Source organism: Streptomyces sp. C36 (assembly GCF_040932295.1).
GTDB lineage: Bacteria > Actinomycetota > Actinomycetes > Streptomycetales > Streptomycetaceae > Streptomyces > Streptomyces triculaminicus.
This window is the reverse complement of record NZ_JBFQGI010000004.1, coordinates 227,192-243,218: the sequence shown is the minus strand read 5'-3', so window position 1 is coordinate 243,218 and position 16,027 is coordinate 227,192. Positions and strand designations below refer to the sequence as shown.

Sequence of the window (16,027 nt, the reverse complement as noted above, 5' to 3'; positions counted from 1 at the left end):
TCACCCGGTCAGGCGATGTCCTCGCGCATCCGCAGCAACGACGCCGCCAGCCGGTCCACGTCCTGGGGGGTGTTGTAGAGCGCGAGCGACGCCCGCGCCGCGGTCTCCAGGCCGTAGTGGCGCAACGAGGGCTGGGCGCAGTGGTGCCCGGCCCGCACGGCGATGCCGTCCCGGTCCAGCAGGCGGGCGATGTCCGCCGGGTCCAGGCCCGCGAGGGTGAAGGTCAGCACCGCGATCTTGCCGGGGGCGGAGCCCAGGATCTCCAGCCCCGGCACCTCGGCGAGGGCCCGCTCGGCGTAGGCCAGCAGCTCGTGCTCGTACGCGGCCACGGCCTCGCGGTCGAAGCCCGTCAGCCAGTCGATCGCCGCCAGCAGCCCGGCGACGCCGGAGATGTGCCCGGTCCCGGCCTCGAAGCGGTGCGGAACGGGCGCGTACGTACTGCCCGTGAAATCCACCTGGTCGATCATGTTGCCGCCGCCCTGCCAGGGCGGCATGGCCTCCAGCAGCTCTGGCCGGCCGTAGAGCGCGCCGATGCCCGTGGGGCCGAACAGCTTGTGCCCGGAGAACACGTAGAAGTCGGCGCCCAGGTCCCGCACGTCCACGGGGAAGTGCGCGACCGCCTGGGCGCCGTCGACCAGCACCTTGGCGCCGTAGCGGTGGGCGAGCGCCGCCATCTCCTTCACCGGCGGGACGGTGCCCAGCACGTTCGACGCCTGGCTGACGGCGACAAGCTGGGTGCGGAAGGAGAGCAGGTCGGCGAAGGCGGCCTGGTCGACGCTGCCGTCCGCGAGGAGCGGTACGGGCACCAGGCGCGCCCGTTTCTCCTTGGCGAGCTGCTGCCAGGGGACGATGTTGGAGTGGTGCTCCAGCCGGGGGACCAGGATCTCGTCGCCGGGGCCGATGTTCGTCCGCCCCCATGTCTGGGCGACGAGGTTGATCGCCTCTGTGGTGCCGCGGGTGAAGACGATGGTGTCGGGCGACTCGGCGCCCAGGAAGCGGGCGACCGCGGCCCGCCCCGCCTCGTAGGTCTCCGTGGCCTCGCGGGCCATGGTGTGGGCGCCGCGGTGGATGTTGGAGTTGGCGGCGCTGTAGTAGGTGCCCAGCGCCTCGATGACCTGGCGCGGCTTCTGCGTCGTGGCGCCGTTGTCCAGCCAGACCAGCGGCCGGCCGTTGACCGTGCGGTGCAGGACGGGGACGTCGCGGCGGGCGGTCTCGGGGTCGAAGCCGCCGGCGCTCCGGGGCGGGGTGGACGCCGGCGCGGCCGGGGCCGGTGGCAGGGTGTTCGGCGGCAGGGCGCCCGGTGGGAGGGGGTTCGTCGCCGCGAGGGCGTCGTACGCCCGAACGTCAGGAATAGTCATGGAACTTGGACACCTCGACGTTCTGCAGGACGGCGGCGGCGTCCTCCACCAGCACGGCCGCGTTGAAGTACGCCGTGAGCAGGTACGAGGTGATGGCCTTCTTGTCGGTGCCCATGTCGCGCATGGACAGGCCCGGCTCGACCTCGTCCGGCACCCCGGCCGGGCGCAGCCCGATGACGCCCTGCTCGGCCTCGCCGGTGCGCATCAGCAGCACCTGGGTCGTCCCGGTGCCGCCGGAGCCGGTGAACGGCATCTTGTCCGAGGGCAGCAGCGGCACCCCGCGCCAGGTCAGCAGCGGGCTGCCGAAGCGGGTGTCGATGACCGGCGGGACGCCCCGGCGGGTGCACTCGCGGCCGAACGCGGCGATGGCCTTGGGGTGCGCGACGAAGTAGCCGGGCTGCTTCCACACCCGCGACAGCAGCTCGTCCATGTCGTCGGGGGTCGGCGCGCCCGTGCGGGTCTGCACGCGCTGGCCGGGGGCGATGTTGTGGAGGAGGCCGAATTCGGGGTGGTTGAGGACCAGCGCCTCCTGGCGCTCGCGCAGCGCCTGGACGGTCAGGCCCGCCTGGATCTTCGTCTGGTCCATGGGCGCGTTGTAGAGGTCGGAGACCCGGGTGTGGACGCGCAGGACGGTCTGGGCGAGGGTCATGTGGTACTCGCGGGGCGTGTCCTCGTACTCCACGTACGTGCCCGGGAGTTCGGGCTCGCCGACGTGGCCTCCCGCGAGGTCCACGGGCACCTCGGCACCGGGCACGGGCCCCTCGCCGGCGATGTGGGCGTCGAGCGCGGCGCGCAGGCCCGCGTCCCGGTCCGCCACGGCGTTCAGCGCGTCGAGCTCGATGGTCAGGGCGACGCCGGAGGTGAGCGCCTTGACGCGGAACGGCAAGGGCTGACATCGGGTCCAGGAGTCGAGGTCGAAGAACTGCCCGTCGCCGATGACCTCGAGCAGCGCGTCCTCGCCGTAGCGTCCGGTCACGCGCTTCTCCGCGCGGCCGGTGACGATCACCCACAGCTTGTCGCAGGCGGTGCCCTCGTCGGCGAGGACCTGGCCCGGCTCGAAGGACGCCTCGGTGAAGGCCCCGGCGAGTTCCGCCAACCGGCCCTCCTCCGCGCCCCGGAGGAAGGGCAGCTCGCGCAGGTCCTCCGGTACGACGCGGTGGGTGCCGGCCTCGCCGTAGCAGCTGATCCGGTCGTCGCCGAGGATGAACGTCCGCCTCCGGTTGACGCGGTACACGCCGCCCTCGACGTCGACCCAAGGCAGGGCGCGCAGCAGGTAGCGGGGCGTGATGCCGCGCATCTGCGGGGTGGTCTTGGTGGTCGTGGCCAACTGCCGTGCGGCGTCGGGCGCGAGACTGAGGCGATCGTTCACGGGTGTCCTCCTCGGTCGGGCCCGCGTGGAGGTGCCACGCGGGCGATCGAGGACCGATCGTCCGGTCGGGTCGTCGTCCGTCACAAGGCCTCCGGCCCGGGGCGCGCGTCCTGAAATGATCGACATCTTGAGCGACCGGCCCGGTGCGGGGCTCCGGCGGCCGGTCGCGCGTGCCCGTGACATGTGCGTCGAGCGGCCGGCGCCTGTCGGTCGTACGGCCCGGAGCCCGCGGCGGAGGTTTGGTCCGCACCAGGACTCGACCGGATTCGATCCCCGTCATCCGCCCGGAATGCGCCGCTCCCGGTAAGACGCGTCCGAAAATCGACGGTCAGTAATGCGGTGATCGTTGTCCCGGTGCGGTAGCGCTGTCGGAATTCGGCCTCTCGGCTGGCCGAATCCAATCCCTGGAATGTTCTGTTCCGCCGTATGGGCGGGGGATCGACGCCACCTGGCGGCCCGTGAATTTACTAGGACTGCCGAACAAAGGGGCGGTTTCAGGATCTCTTCCGCTAGTGTCCGACGGTGCGGGTGGGGCGCATCGCGCCACGCCTCTCGCCTGAGCCTTGATACGCCCGGGACCGGTGTGTGGCGCGCAGACCGTGCGGACTCGCCGGCTCCGGGTGAAGCCGCCTCCCCTGCCTCGCGGCAGGGGCCCTGCCGACGGCGGATCCCGACGGCAGGACATATGGAGGAGCAGAATTGGGTGCGAAAGACCTCGTGGACGAGCCGGAGCTCGTCCAGCTGCTGAGCCCGGAGGGCCGGCGGATCGATCATCCGCGCTATTCCCTCGACATCGGACCGGACGCCCTGCGCGGGCTCTACCGGGACATGGTGCTGACGCGCCGCTTCGATGCCGAGGCGGTGACGCTGCAGCGCCAGGGTGAGCTGGGCCTGTGGGCCTCGCTGCTGGGCCAGGAGGCCGCGCAGATCGGTTCGGGCCGCGCGACGCGGCCCGACGACTACGTCTTCCCCTGCTATCGCGAGCACGGCGTCGCCTGGACCCGGGGCGTGGACCCCCTCAAGCTGCTCGGCATGTTCCGTGGTGTCAACCACGGCGGCTGGGACCCCAACGAGAACAACTTCCACCTCTACACCATCGTCATCGGCCCGCCGCTGCTCCACGCGGCCGGATACGCCATGGGCGTGCTCGCCGACGGCGCCGACACCGCCGTCCTGTCGTACTTCGGCGACGGCGCCTCCAGCCAGGGCGATGTGGCGGAGGCCTTCACCTTCGCGTCCGTGCACAACGCCCCGGTCGTCTTCTTCTGCCAGAACAACCAGTGGGCCATCTCCACGCCCACCGAGCGCCAGACCAGGGTGCCCATCCACCGCCGGGCCGCCGGCTGGGGCTTCCCCGGCGTGCGCGTCGACGGCAACGACGTGCTGGCCTGTCTGGCCGTGACCCGGGACGCCCTGGAGCGGGCCCGCTCGGGGCAGGGGCCGATGCTCATCGAGGCGCTGACCTACCGCATGGGCGCCCACGCCACCTCCGACGACCCCACGCGCTACCGCGAGGACGCCGAGCGGCGGGAGTGGGAGGCCAAGGACCCGATCCTGCGGCTCGAGCGGCACCTGACGCAGGAGGGCTACGCCGACGACGCCTTCTACGCCGAGGTGGCGGAGGAGGGCGAACGGCTCGCGCGCCGGATCCGCGAGGGGGTGCGGGCCATGCCCGACCCCGACAGCGCGGCGATGTTCCGGCACGTCTACGCCGACGGCCACGAGCTCGTCGAGGAAGAGCAGAAACGATTCGCTGACTACCAGGCCTCGTTCGAGGAGGGCAACTGACGTGGTGTCCCAGGAGATGACGCTCGCAGGCGCCCTCAACGCCTCCCTGCGCAGGGCGCTGGAGGACGACCCGAAGGTGCGGATTTCCGGCGAGGACGTGGGCCGGCTGGGTGGCGTCTTCCGCGTCACCGACGGCCTGCAGAAGGACTTCGGCGAGACCCGGGTCTCCGACTCGCCGCTGGCCGAGTCCGGCATCGTCGGGACGGCGATCGGGCTCGCGCTGCGCGGCTACCGGCCGGTGGTGGAGATCCAGTTCGACGGGTTCGTCTTCCCCGCGTTCAACCAGATCGTCACCCAGCTGGCGAAGATGCACGCCCGCTCCCTGGGCAAGGTCCGGCTGCCGGTCGTCGTGCGGATCCCGTACGGCGGCGGGATCGGCGCGATCGAGCACCACAGCGAGTCGCCCGAGGCGTACTTCATGCACACCGCGGGTCTCAAGGTGGTGTCCCCGGCCACCGCCGAGGACGGCTACTGGATGCTGCGGCAGGCCATCCAGAGCGACGATCCGGTGATCTTCTTCGAGCCGAAGCGCCGCTACTGGGACAAGGCGCCCGTCGACACCTCGGTCGCGCCCGCGCCCCTGCACAAGGCCCGCGTCGTCCGGCCCGGCACCGACGCGACGCTCGTCACCTACGGCCCCACGGTCAGGGTGGGCCTGGAGGCGGCCGCGGCGGCGGCCGAGGACGGCACGTCGCTGGAGGTGGTGGACCTCAGGTCGCTCTCCCCGCTCGACTTCGGCACGGTGCGGGCGTCGGTGGAGAAGACCGGGCGGCTGGTGGTCGTCCACGAGGCCCCGGTCTTCGTCGGGCCCGGCGCCGAGATCGCCGCCCGCGTCCAGGAGCAGTGCTTCTACCACCTGGAGGCGCCGGTCCTGCGGGTCGGCGGCTTCCACGCCCCGTACCCGCCGTCGAGGCTGGAGGACGACTACCTTCCGGGCCTGGACCGGGTGCTCGACAGCGTGGACCAGGTGCTCGCGTACTGATTCCCGCGCGACGGCGTACGGGCCCGCCGCGACCGGACGGTCGCGGCGGGCCCGTACGGCCGGCGCCTACGAGCGGATGGCCAGCGGGTTCGCCGGGCGGACCGTCCTGCTGGGCGGCTGGGTCCAGTCCTCGCGGTTGGCGAGGGTCTGGGCGACGGAGATGAACGCGGCCACCGCCCGCGAGTTCTTGGCCCGGGGGCTCATCGCGATGGCCAGCTTGCGGGAGACCGCCGGCGTCAGCGGCACGACGCGCAGGCCGGCCGGCATGACGGGCATCGCCAGGGAGGGCAGCACCGTGATGCCGTGTCCTCCCGCGACCATGGCGAGCAGGGCGTTCAGGTCCTGCACCCGATAGGCGATGTGCGGTTCGAGGCCGACCGTGCGGAACATCGCCCGGACCATCGCCTCCATTCCGCCCACCGGCAGCAGAAGCGGTTCGGTGGAGAGCTGCTGAACGCGCAGCCCGGCACCGGCACTCTGTGCCAAACGGTGCGTGACGGGCAGGACGGCGTACATCCGGTCCTGCAGCAGCGGAATGGTGGAGAGGTCCTTCTTGGGCAGCGTCACGATGCCCACGTCGATGGCATAACCGCGCAGCCAATCGGCGATCTGCATATCCGGGCCGTCCCGCAACTCGATTTCCAGCTGTGGGTGACGGGTGCGCAGAGCGGTCATCAGGGCGGGCAGCAACCGGCACGCGAAACTCTGGCTCGTGCCGATCCTGATCCGGCCCCGCAGGTCCTCCGGCGCGCTGTTGGCGGCGTGCCGCATCTGTTCCGAGTGCATGAGCACGGCGCGCGTGTGGGCCAATACGCGACGTCCCGTCTCGGTGAGTTCGATTCCGGTGCGGTCGCGCTTCATGAGGCCGACACCGAGCTCTTTTTCCAGGCTCGATATGGCATGACTCACGGCGGACTGGCTGATGTCAAGTGCTCGGGCCGCAGCGGTGAAGCTGCCCGTGTCAATAATCGCGGCAAAGGCGGCGCATTGCGAAAGCTTCATAAAACGATATGGCTCCGCACGCCAGATGACGCGGCGCACGGAGCCAACCCCCCTCAAGTTCAGCTCGGCTCGTACAGGATAGCGCCTCGAGTAACCGTGAGCGAGACTCATGTAACCCGAAAATAACCTGCTTGCGCGGCGCTTAAGCGGGGCTGAAGCCGAGAGGGGAAATAGCGGCTTTACTGTGTAATTTTTTGCGGCCGGTGCCGTTTCCCATTCAGCGCGGCGGCGCCACGGCGTCGGCGAGGGTGGTGGGCAGCGCCGGCCGGCGGCCGCGCTCGTAGGCCGCGATGGCCTCCTCGTGCAGCAGGGTCGCGGCGATGGCGTCCAGGCCGGCGAGCATCCGGTCGCGGGCGTCCTCGTCCAGCGTGAACGGATGGACGCGGCCCGCGCAGCGGACCTCCAGCCGCTCGAGGTCGACGATCACCTCCGTCCGCGGTTCGGCCTCCACGGCCTCCCACAGCTCCTCGACCGTGGCGAGCGGGAGCTGAACCGTCAGCAGCCCGTTCATCAGAGAGTTGCCGCGGAAGATGTCCCCGTACCGGGGGGCGATGACGACCTTGAACCCGTAGTCCTGCAGGGCCCACACCGCGTACTCGCGGGACGAGCCGGTGCCGAAGTCGTTGCCCGCGATCAGCACCGTCGACCCGGCGTACTGGGGCAGGTTGAGGACGAACGACGGGTCGTCGCCGCGCCAGTCGGCGAAGAGCGCGTCCGCGTGGCCGTCGCGGGTGGTGCTGGCGCAGAAACGCACCGGGATGATCTGGTCCGTGTCGACGTTGCTGCGCCGCAGGGGCGCCGCCGTGCCGGTGTGGACGGTGAACTTCTCCATGAACGTGGACCTCACAGATCGGCGGGGGCGGCGAGGCGGCCGGCCACGGCGGTGGCGGCGGCGACCGGAGGCGAGACGATGTGCGTCCGCGAGCCCTTGCCCTGCCGTCCCTCGAAGTTGCGGTTGTTGGTGGACGCCGCGCGCTCGCCCGGGCGCAGCCGGTCCTCGTTGAGGGCCGCGCACATCGAGCAGCCCGCACCGGCCCGGAAGTCGGCGCCCGCCTCGGCGAAGATCCGGTCGAGGCCCTCCTCCACGGCCTGCCGGCGGACCTGCGCCGAGCCGGGGACGATCATCATGTGGAGGCCGTCCGCGACGCGCCTGCCCTTGAGCACGTCGGCGGCCGCCCGCAGGTCCTCGATGCGGCTGTTGGTGCAGGAGCCGAGGAAGACGGTGTCGATGGAGATGTCGCGCATGGCGGTGCCGGGCTTGAGGTCCATGTACTCCAGGGCCCGTTCGGCGGCCGTGCGCTCCTCCTCGCCCTCGAAGTCGGTGTGCGCGGGCACATGGCCGTCGAGCGGGATGCTCTGGCCGGGGTTGGTGCCCCAGGAGACGTACGGGCTCAGGGTGGCGGCGTCGAGGTGGACCTCCTTGTCGAACACCGCGTCCGCGTCCGTGCGCAGGGTCTTCCAGTAGGCCACCTCGGCGTCCCAGTCGGCGCCCTGGGGCATGCCGGGGCGGGACTTGAGGTAGGCGAACGTCTTCTCGTCGGGGGCGATCAGGCCTGCCCGGGAGCCCGCCTCGACGGACATGTTGCACAGGGTCATCCGGGCTTCCATCGACAGGGCCGTGATGGCGTCGCCCCGGTACTCGATGACGTGGCCCTGGCCGCCCGCGGTGCCGATCTTCGCGATGAGGGCGAGGATGATGTCCTTGGCGGTGACGCCGGCGGGCAGTTCGCCGGTGACGTTGACCGCGAGGTCCTTCATGCGGCGCATCGACAGCGTCTGGGTGGCGAGCGCGTGCTCGACCTGGCTGGCGCCGATGCCGAAGGCGAGTGCCCCGAAGGCGCCGAGGGTCGTGGTGTGCGAGTCGCAGCAGACGATGGTCATGCCGGGGCGGGTCAGGCCCAGCTCGGGCGCGATGACGTGCACGATGCCCTGACCGGGGTCGCCCAGGCGGTGCAGCGGGATGCCGAACTGGGCGCAGTTGGAGCGCATCAGTTCGGCCTGGCGGCGCCCGGAGGGGTCCTTGATGATGCGGTCGATGGCGATCGTGGGGGTGTTGTGGTCCTCGGTGCCGACGGTGAGGTCGGGCCTGCGGACCGTGCGCCCGGCGGCCCGCAGACGGTCGAACGCCTGCGGGGTGTTCACCTCGTGCAGCAGCTGCAGGTCGATGTAGAGGAGGTCGTCTCCGGCGCTGTTGTGTCGTACGACGTGTGCGTCCCAGGTCTTCTGCGCCAATGTCGAGCCCATGTGACTCTCTCTGCTCCCTGCGGTTCGTGGTGTCGGTGGTACGGGACGGGCGGCCGTCGGGCCGCCCGTCGGGTCACTGGTCGCCGTCGGCCCGGCCGGTGGCCGCGCCCGTGCCCACGGCGATCGGCTCGCGCTCGGGAACGGTCAGCGCGGCGGCGGCGATGGCGTCGGCGTCCTGGACGAAGTCGGTCCAGAACCCGGGCCGGCTGCTGCCGCCCTGCATGAACCAGCGGGTGTGCTCGGTCGGGATGCCCAGGACGTACAGGCCCTCGTCGGGCTGCCCGTCCCGGCCCACCGGGTGGAAGGGCGCCCGCGTGACGAAGACGCCGCCGGTGTCGAAGGCCTCGTCGCCCCGGCCGTTGACGTAGGAGGTCCAGATGCCCCGCTCGACCAGGCGCCGGGTGAGCGGCGCGGGGTCGCGGTGCACGTCGGGGGTGGGGATACGGGCGTCGATCACGGTGTCGACGAGCGTACGGGAGCCGGCCACGGCCGGGGAGGACATGGCGAAGCGTCCGCTGTCCCCGTCGCCCTCGAAGCAGGTCTGGGGGCCCACGATGCGCAGGTGGCCGCTGTCGATGAGGGCGGCGACCTGCCGCAGGCGGATCATGGGCGGACCGGCGGCCAGGAAGGAGCTGCGCGGCACGAACCAGCCGAGGAAGTCGGTGCGGTGCGACCGCGGGGTGAGGCCGGCGAAGTCCACCAGGCCGCGGATGATGCCCCGGGTGTCGCGCAGGACGTCCAGCGCCGCCTTCAGCGGCGAGTCCACGTTGCCCCGCTCGGCGTGGGCCAGGTCGTGGCGCAGCGCCTCGGCCAGGTCCTCGGCGAAGGCCTCGGGGGTGTCGTAGACGCGGCCGGTGAAGGGGCGGGCCAGCGACTCCAGGTCCACCGGCGGCAGGCCGCCGACGTCGTGGCGGGCCGCGATGGCCCGGACGTCCGGCACGCCGTGCTCGGCGGCGGCCACCACGTCGGCGGTGAAGGCGGCGGCCCGCTCCTCGCCGGAGGCCAGGCGTATCTCCGTGCGGAAGTAGACGAGTTCGACCTCGGCGAGCAGCAGGGGCAGCGCGTCGCGGTTGAAGTCGCAGGTGCCGTCGGGGCTTTGGGCGCGGACCCGGTCGGCGGTGAACAGGAGGGTGCTGTAACGGAAGTCGTGGTGCTTCTGGTTGCGGCCGCGGGCGGGCAGCGGCATGCCGCTGCGCGAGCCGGCCACCAGCACCGGCTCGTCACCGCTCGGCTCGTAGGCGAGCCGGCCGTCCGGGCCCTCGGTGAACCGGCCGCCGCGGCCCAGGGTGAGCGCGGCCATGACGTCGTAGAAGGACAGGCCCAGGCCCAGCACGCCGACGTACGAGCCGGCGGGGATCTCCGCGAGCGGCATGTCGGCGGCGGAGTCGCCGCGGACGTAGCGCACGTCCGGGTGGGCGGCCGCGAACTCGGCGAGCGTCTTCTGCTGTCCGGACAGCTCGGGCGTGGTGTGGCCGGTGGTGAGGACGACGCGGTCGGCGTCCAGCGCCGAGCCGTCGGCCAGCGACAGGCGGTAGCCGTCCATCGTGCGCTCGAGGTCGGTGACCTCGCCGTGCACCCGGTGCAGGGCCGCGTGCGGGGGCAGGCCGGCCTCGACGGTCTCCAGGACGAACTGCATGTAGCGGCCGTGCATGGCGCGCGGGGCGTAGCCGTTGGGGCCCGCGTAGGTGTCGGGTTCGTTCGCCTGCCACCACTGCGCGAGCGAGGGGCCGGCGCCGGGGCGGGCGGGGCCGCCGTCGGGGGTGCCGGAGAAGGAGGAGACCTCGGCCGCCACGGTGTTCATCAGGAACCATTCGGGCTGGTCCGTGCGCCACACCCGGCCGCTGCCGACCTGTACGGGGTCGATCAGGAGGATCTCCACCGGCCCCCGGGCCGGCTCCTCCGCCAGCCGGGCCGCCAGCCGCTCCACCACGCTCAGCCCGCGCGGGCCGCTGCCCACCACCGCGATCCGGTGCGCACCCGCCGCCCCGGGGCGGGGGTCGAGCAAGCCGGCCTCGGTCGGCTCGGTGAGCCGGGAGGAACTGCCGTCAGCGCGGTCCTTCACGTGTCAACCTCTCTCGAAAACAATCGCCGCTGGGGCCCGGCACGAGGGATTCATGCCGGCGAGGGGTTTCGGGTCGTTCGGCCGACATTTATTCAGCTCGAATTCAATTCACCGATAACCTTGCGGATGATCACTCTAGTCTCGATCTGCATCGCTGATCAATACCGGGCCGTTCATGCTTTGCATGAACTCTCCTCATGGGCTCCTGAGAGTGACCTGGGAGGCAAACATGCAGGTCAGGAGCTTGAAGTGGTGGCTGGGTCGGCGTTCGCGGCCGCTCCCCGGGCCTTCTCGAGCCCTATTCCCATATTCATCGTTTGACGTGCCAACGATCTGTTCGGTCTAATCGCGCTCACCGGCTGGCTCTGGCCAGCCGCTGCGTACTGGGAGGGAAAATGGGGCAGCGCCCGGCATTGCTGGTTCTTGATTTGATCAACGAGATCGTGCACCCGGAGGGCAAGTACGGGGCGGACGGCTACGAGCGGCAGGTGTCCGAGCGGGGGGTGCTCGGGAACGCCGCGAGGGCGATCGAGGGGGCTCGCGCCGCCGGCATCCCCGTGATCTATGTGGTGGTCGGGTTCTCCGAGGGCTACCCGGAGTGGCCGGCGGGCTCGCCCATCTTCAAGATCGCCAAGGAGGACGGGCGCATCCAGCTGGGCACCTGGGCGACCGAGGTGCACGAGTCGGTCAAGCCCGCTCCCGGCGAGCCGGTCATCGCCAAGCACCGGATCAGCCCGTTCTACGGCACCGGCCTGGACCTGCTGCTGCGCAACCAGGGCATCGACACCCTCCTGCTGACCGGTGTCTCCACCGACATGGTCATCCTGGCCACGGCGCGCGACGCCCACGACCGCGACTACGCCGTCGAGGTCCTGGAGGACGCCACCGCCGCCGACGGCCCGGAGATGCACGAGGCCGCGCTCAAGGTGATCGGTCGCTGCGCGAAGATCACCACGGTCGACGAGGCCCTGAAGGCGGACCGGTGAGGAACCACGTCGCGACCCGCTTCTCCGGCATCGAGAAGTCGGCCACCTACGCCGTCCTCGAGCTGGTCCACGAACTGCGCGCCAAGGGCGTCTCGGTCCTCGACCTCGGCGGCGGCGAGCCCGACTTCGACTCGCCCGAGCACGTGGTCGCGGGCGCCGTGGACGCGCTGCACGACGGCTTCACCCACTACTCGCCCAGCCGCGGCCTGCCCGAGCTGCTGACCGCGATCTCGCACAAGCTGCGCGAGGACAGCGGCGTGGTGGCCGACCCGGCGACCGAGATCATCGTGACGCCGTCGGCCAAGCACGCTCTATTCATTTCTCTCATGACGCTGCTGGACCCGGGCGACGAGATCATCATCCCGACGCCCAGCTGGGTCAGCTACAAGTCCATGGCGCATCTCATCGGGGCCGTCCCGGTGTCCGCCGAGCTGTCGTCCGAGAACGGCTTCCGCATCACGCGGGAACTCCTCGAGCGGTATGTGACGGACCGTTCGAAGGCGATTCTCGTCAATTCGCCGAACAACCCGACGGGCCACACCCTCACCCCCGAAGAGGCCGAGGACATCGCCTCCTTCGCACGGGACCACGACCTTTTCGTCGTCTCCGACGAGATCTACGAGAAGATCCGTTACAACCGTGCCGAGCACATCAGCGTCGCGGCCCTGCCGGGCATGGCCGAGCGGACGCTGACCGTGAACGGGTTCTCCAAGGGATACGCCATGACCGGATGGCGGCTGGGCTATGTCGCCGGCCCCGCCCCGGTCATCTCGGAGGTGCTCAAGGTCCAGCAGCACTCGGTCGGCTGCGCGGGCTCGTTCGTGCAGCGCGGCGGGCTGGCCGCGCTGACCGGGGACCAGGGTGTCATCGCGGAGATGGCGGACGAGTACGCCGCCCGCATGGCGCTGATCGTCAAGGGCCTCAACTCCCTGCCGGGAATCACCTGCGACATTCCCGGGGGCGGCTTCTACGTCTTCCCCGACATTCGCGGCACAGGTTTCTCGAGCTCGGCGGAATTCGCCGAGTGGCTGCTGACCGAGGCGGGCGTCGCGGTGATGCCGGGAACCGCCTTCGGACCCGGCGGCGAGGGGCACATCCGGCTTTCCTTCGCCACCTCGCGGGACGTTATCGAGGAGGCCGTCGGGCGTATGGCCCGGGCCTTGGCGAAGCGCTCGTAGCACGTCGCTGAAATGGGTCCGGCGGCGGGTTTCCGCCGGGCCTTTGCCGGGGCAATTCTCTTGCCCGGGCAAATTGAACTGCTGTAGCGTGGAATCAATTGTTGCGGCCGGAATTTCTTTTCATTGTTTCCGGCAGGCACTCGACCGGCGGAAATTCTGTCCGTGCCGTCGAGCTCATTCCAGACCTTTCTGTTCAGCGCCTCTGGCGGCCTGCTGCCTTTTTCCCGCAGCCCGAGCAGAGGATTAAATGGGAGAACGACCTCTTATGCGTCGGATTTCTTTCTTCGACACCACTCTCCGTGACGGAGAGCAGGCGCCTGCCAACGCGATGGGCCCCGAGGACAAGCTGGACCTCGCACTGCGCATCGAAGCCCTGGGCGTGGACTACATCGAGACCGGCTTCCCGGCCTCGTCCCCGAGCGACTTCGAGGCCACCCGCCTCATCTCGCAGCACCTGACCAAGGCCCGCTTCACCACCTTCTGCCGGGCCGTCCCCAAGGACATCGAGACCGCGATCGAGGCCGGCGGCACCGCCAACCACCAGATCCAGGTCGCGGCGACCGCCAGCGACATGCACCTGAAGCACAAGCGGCGCATCACCCGTCGGCAGGGCATCGACGAGGTGGCCGAGGCGGTCGCCCTCGCCCGCTCCCTGGGCGTCGAGCACGTCTCCGTGGGCCTGGAGGACTCCAGCCGCGGCGAGGACGACCTGCTGCAGGAGATGACCGAGAAGGCCATCGAGGCCGGCGCCACCTGCTTCGTGGTCGCCGACACCTCCGGCGCCATGACCCCGGAGCAGTACGCCGGCCTGATCCGCAAGTTCCGCTCCTGGGCCCCGTCCCCGGTGCGGATCGCCACCCACTGCCACGACGACTTCGGCCTGTCGACCGCCAACGCCCTCGCGGGCCTGGAGGCCGGCGCGGACGAGGTCCAGGCGACCCTCGGCGGCATCGGCGAGCGCGCGGGCAACACCGCGCTCGAGGAGATCGCGGCGCTGCTGGCCTACAAGGAGGACTACAACGGCCTCCGCACCGACATCGACCTCGCGGCGATGTACGAGGCCTACAACGTGCTCCGCCGTGTGATCAAGCTCGAGGAGCCGCGCAACAAGGCGATCTTCGGCGCCTACGCGTTCGGCACCGCCGCCGGCATCCACCAGCAGGGCATGCTCCGCAACCCGGCGACCTACGAGTACGTCGAGCCGGACCGGTTCGGGCGCCGTCGCTCCATCCTGATCGGCCGGCACTCCGGCCGCTCGGTCCTGCGTCACCTGCTGGACCAGCTCGGCCTCGAGGTCTCGGACACCGAGCTGGACGAGCTGTACCGCGTCCACATCGCCGAGCGCGAGGGCGGCGACTGCGAGGACCTGGAGGTGCTCAAGGAGCGCCTCGCGCGCGAGCTCGGCGCGGGACTGGTGGCCGCCTAGGGACGACTGACGGCGACTTCCGAGGGACAGCGAGGGTCGTGGCCCGCCGCAGGCGGCGGGCCACGACCCGCCCCGGCGGCGGGCGGGTCAGGCGGCGTCGCGCAGCGTGCGGCGCAGGTCCTGGGCGGCGGCCGCCAGGTGGGAGCGGATCTCCTCGGCCCGCGGGCCGATGCGCCAGGCCGGTCCGCTCACGCACAGTGCGGAGTTGACCCGGGTGTGGCCCTCGTGGACGGGGACGGCGATGCCCAGGACGTCCTTCTCCGCCTCGCGTGATCCCAGGGCGTATCCCTGGTCGCGGATGACGGAGAGCTTTCTGCGCTCCCGCTCGGAAAGGCCGGCGGGTTCGGTGGAATAGGCGAGGAGGATCCGCCCGGCGGGTCCGTCCCGCAGGGGGAAGGCGCTGCCGACGGGGACGGTGTCGCGCAGTCCGTCGGCGGGTTCCACCGAGGCGACGCAGGCGTAGCTCTCGCCCATTCTCCGGAAGTGCTGGACGCTCTCACCGCATTGCCCGAGAAGTCGTTCCAGGACGGCGTAGTCGGTGGATGCCTCCGGCTTCGCCCCGGTGTCGTCCGCCCATGCCCTGATGCGCGCCCCGATGCTGATTCCACCGTCCTCGTCACGCCGCAGAATGTCTTGCTCCGTCAGTTCCCGCATGATGCGATGCAGCGTGGAATGGGGAATTCCGGTGACCCTGCGGATGTCGCTCGGCGACCGGGCCCCCCGCGACACCGCGTCCATGACCGCCAATATGCGTACGACGTTGGCCACCGGTCTGCAACTCCCCTCCGACTGCAAGACTGCTGAAAAAGTATCAGCGACGCCGGTAATAGTAATGTGTGGCTCGTGAAATCATTTGTTCTTCGAGTGATCGGTCGTGGGAGGAGAAGAAGTTGACGCGCTTTGTCGAGTCCGATGACCTCGCCGGCCTGATATCCGCCGCCGACCGGCTGCGGCGAGGAGCCGTGATCGCCGCTCCCGCGGGCAGCGGATGGGCGATCCTCTGCGACCCGTTCAACGAGAAGGCCGCCCACCGGGTGAGCGCGCCGGGATCCGGCGCGTTTCCGCTGGCCCTCGTCGTCTCCTCTCCCGTGGAATGGCGGCGATGGGCGTACGCGCCGCCGCATCCGGGTGTCGACGATCTCCTCGACGAGGTGTGGCCGGGCCCGCTGGAAATCGTCGCCCGGGCACGCCGGACACTGCCCGCCTGGATGACGTCCGACGACGGGACCGTGACGGTCGGCCATCCCGATCGTCGTTCCCTCAACCTGCTGTCGATCTACAGCGGACTGCCGCTCGCCTGCGCTTTTGTGGAAAACGTCGGGGCCGGGGAAGACGCCGCGGAAAACACCTCGGAAACCGCCGTGGAAAACCTCGGGGAAGGCTTCGGGGAAAACAGGGCGACCGGCGGCTTCGGGCCCGCCGGTCCGGACGCTGTCATGATGTCCCCGGGGAGGGGCGCCGACATCGTGATCAAGGGGGAGAGGAGCGGCCGGGAGCGTACGACCGGCATCGGGACCGTCGTCGACCTGACCGGCCGGCGACCCGTGCTCGTCCGCGAGGGAGACGTCCTCGCCGACGCGGTGCGCCGCCGTCTCCCCGACCTCGACGACTCCGTGACGATGAGATGAGCGG

Annotated in this window: 13 protein-coding genes; 6 read left to right on the top strand and 7 right to left on the bottom strand. The window is 70.7% G+C overall.

The window, feature by feature from the left end; genetic code table 11:
- Nucleotides 1-8: 8 nt before the first annotated feature.
- The gene (locus AB4K12_RS14595; RefSeq protein WP_368434631.1) at nucleotides 9-1,358 is read right to left on the bottom strand and encodes a SufS family cysteine desulfurase; all 1,350 of its coding nucleotides are present in this window, start codon (nucleotides 1,356-1,358) and stop codon (nucleotides 9-11) included.
- Nucleotides 1,345-2,727, bottom strand: a complete 1,383-nt coding sequence (locus AB4K12_RS14590) for a family 2B encapsulin nanocompartment shell protein (RefSeq protein WP_368434630.1) — start codon at nucleotides 2,725-2,727, stop codon at nucleotides 1,345-1,347. Before AB4K12_RS14590 ends, AB4K12_RS14595 begins: the two co-directional genes overlap by 14 nt.
- A 699-nt stretch (nucleotides 2,728-3,426) precedes the next feature.
- Here AB4K12_RS14590 and pdhA point away from each other — a divergent pair.
- A complete protein-coding gene (pdhA, locus tag AB4K12_RS14585) occupies nucleotides 3,427-4,515 on the top strand; it encodes a pyruvate dehydrogenase (acetyl-transferring) E1 component subunit alpha (protein ID WP_368434629.1) in 1,089 nt (362 codons plus the stop codon).
- A gap of 1 nt (nucleotide 4,516) precedes the next feature.
- Nucleotides 4,517-5,497 carry an alpha-ketoacid dehydrogenase subunit beta gene (locus tag AB4K12_RS14580; RefSeq protein ID WP_086572713.1) on the top strand — a complete coding sequence of 327 codons (981 nt, stop codon included), beginning with the start codon at nucleotides 4,517-4,519 and terminating at the stop codon, nucleotides 5,495-5,497.
- A 66-nt stretch (nucleotides 5,498-5,563) separates the two neighbouring features.
- Here the strand turns inward: AB4K12_RS14580 and AB4K12_RS14575 are convergent, their stop codons facing one another.
- From AB4K12_RS14575 to AB4K12_RS14560, 4 genes are all read right to left on the bottom strand, one after another.
- On the bottom strand, nucleotides 5,564-6,538 hold the full coding sequence (locus AB4K12_RS14575; protein ID WP_368434628.1) for a LysR family transcriptional regulator: 975 nt from the start codon (nucleotides 6,536-6,538) through the stop codon (nucleotides 5,564-5,566).
- A 178-nt stretch (nucleotides 6,539-6,716) separates the two neighbouring features.
- Nucleotides 6,717-7,331 (bottom strand): 3-isopropylmalate dehydratase small subunit, encoded by a 615-nt coding sequence (gene leuD, locus AB4K12_RS14570; protein WP_368434627.1) that lies wholly within the window; start codon nucleotides 7,329-7,331, stop codon nucleotides 6,717-6,719.
- Between the two features lie 11 nt (nucleotides 7,332-7,342).
- Nucleotides 7,343-8,743 (bottom strand): 3-isopropylmalate dehydratase large subunit, encoded by a 1,401-nt coding sequence (gene leuC, locus AB4K12_RS14565; RefSeq protein WP_368434626.1) that lies wholly within the window; start codon nucleotides 8,741-8,743, stop codon nucleotides 7,343-7,345.
- A gap of 73 nt (nucleotides 8,744-8,816) precedes the next feature.
- Complete coding sequence (locus AB4K12_RS14560; protein WP_368434625.1) at nucleotides 8,817-10,805, bottom strand: FAD/NAD(P)-binding protein; 1,989 nt, start codon at nucleotides 10,803-10,805, stop codon at nucleotides 8,817-8,819.
- A 395-nt stretch (nucleotides 10,806-11,200) separates the two neighbouring features.
- Here AB4K12_RS14560 and AB4K12_RS14555 point away from each other — a divergent pair, with 395 nt between their 5' ends.
- The 3 genes from AB4K12_RS14555 to AB4K12_RS14545 all read left to right on the top strand — a co-directional run bounded on the left by AB4K12_RS14555 (nucleotide 11,201) and on the right by AB4K12_RS14545 (nucleotide 14,395).
- Nucleotides 11,201-11,791, top strand: a complete 591-nt coding sequence (locus AB4K12_RS14555; RefSeq protein ID WP_368434624.1) for a cysteine hydrolase family protein — start codon at nucleotides 11,201-11,203, stop codon at nucleotides 11,789-11,791.
- Complete coding sequence (locus AB4K12_RS14550; protein WP_368434623.1) at nucleotides 11,788-12,969, top strand: pyridoxal phosphate-dependent aminotransferase; 1,182 nt, start codon at nucleotides 11,788-11,790, stop codon at nucleotides 12,967-12,969. The genes AB4K12_RS14555 and AB4K12_RS14550 overlap by 4 nt, the downstream gene beginning before the upstream one ends.
- Before the next feature lie 265 nt (nucleotides 12,970-13,234).
- Nucleotides 13,235-14,395, top strand: coding sequence for a LeuA family protein (locus AB4K12_RS14545; RefSeq protein ID WP_368434622.1), 1,161 nt, complete (start codon nucleotides 13,235-13,237; stop codon nucleotides 14,393-14,395).
- A gap of 87 nt (nucleotides 14,396-14,482) precedes the next feature.
- On the opposite strand, the gene AB4K12_RS14540 is transcribed toward AB4K12_RS14545, so the two are convergent.
- Nucleotides 14,483-15,163 (bottom strand): IclR family transcriptional regulator, encoded by a 681-nt coding sequence (locus tag AB4K12_RS14540; protein ID WP_368434621.1) that lies wholly within the window; start codon nucleotides 15,161-15,163, stop codon nucleotides 14,483-14,485.
- A 122-nt stretch (nucleotides 15,164-15,285) separates the two neighbouring features.
- Here AB4K12_RS14540 and AB4K12_RS14535 point away from each other — a divergent pair, with 122 nt between their 5' ends.
- Nucleotides 15,286-16,023, top strand: a complete 738-nt coding sequence (locus tag AB4K12_RS14535) for an L-threonylcarbamoyladenylate synthase (RefSeq protein WP_368434620.1) — start codon at nucleotides 15,286-15,288, stop codon at nucleotides 16,021-16,023.
- Nucleotides 16,024-16,027 lie beyond the last annotated feature (4 nt).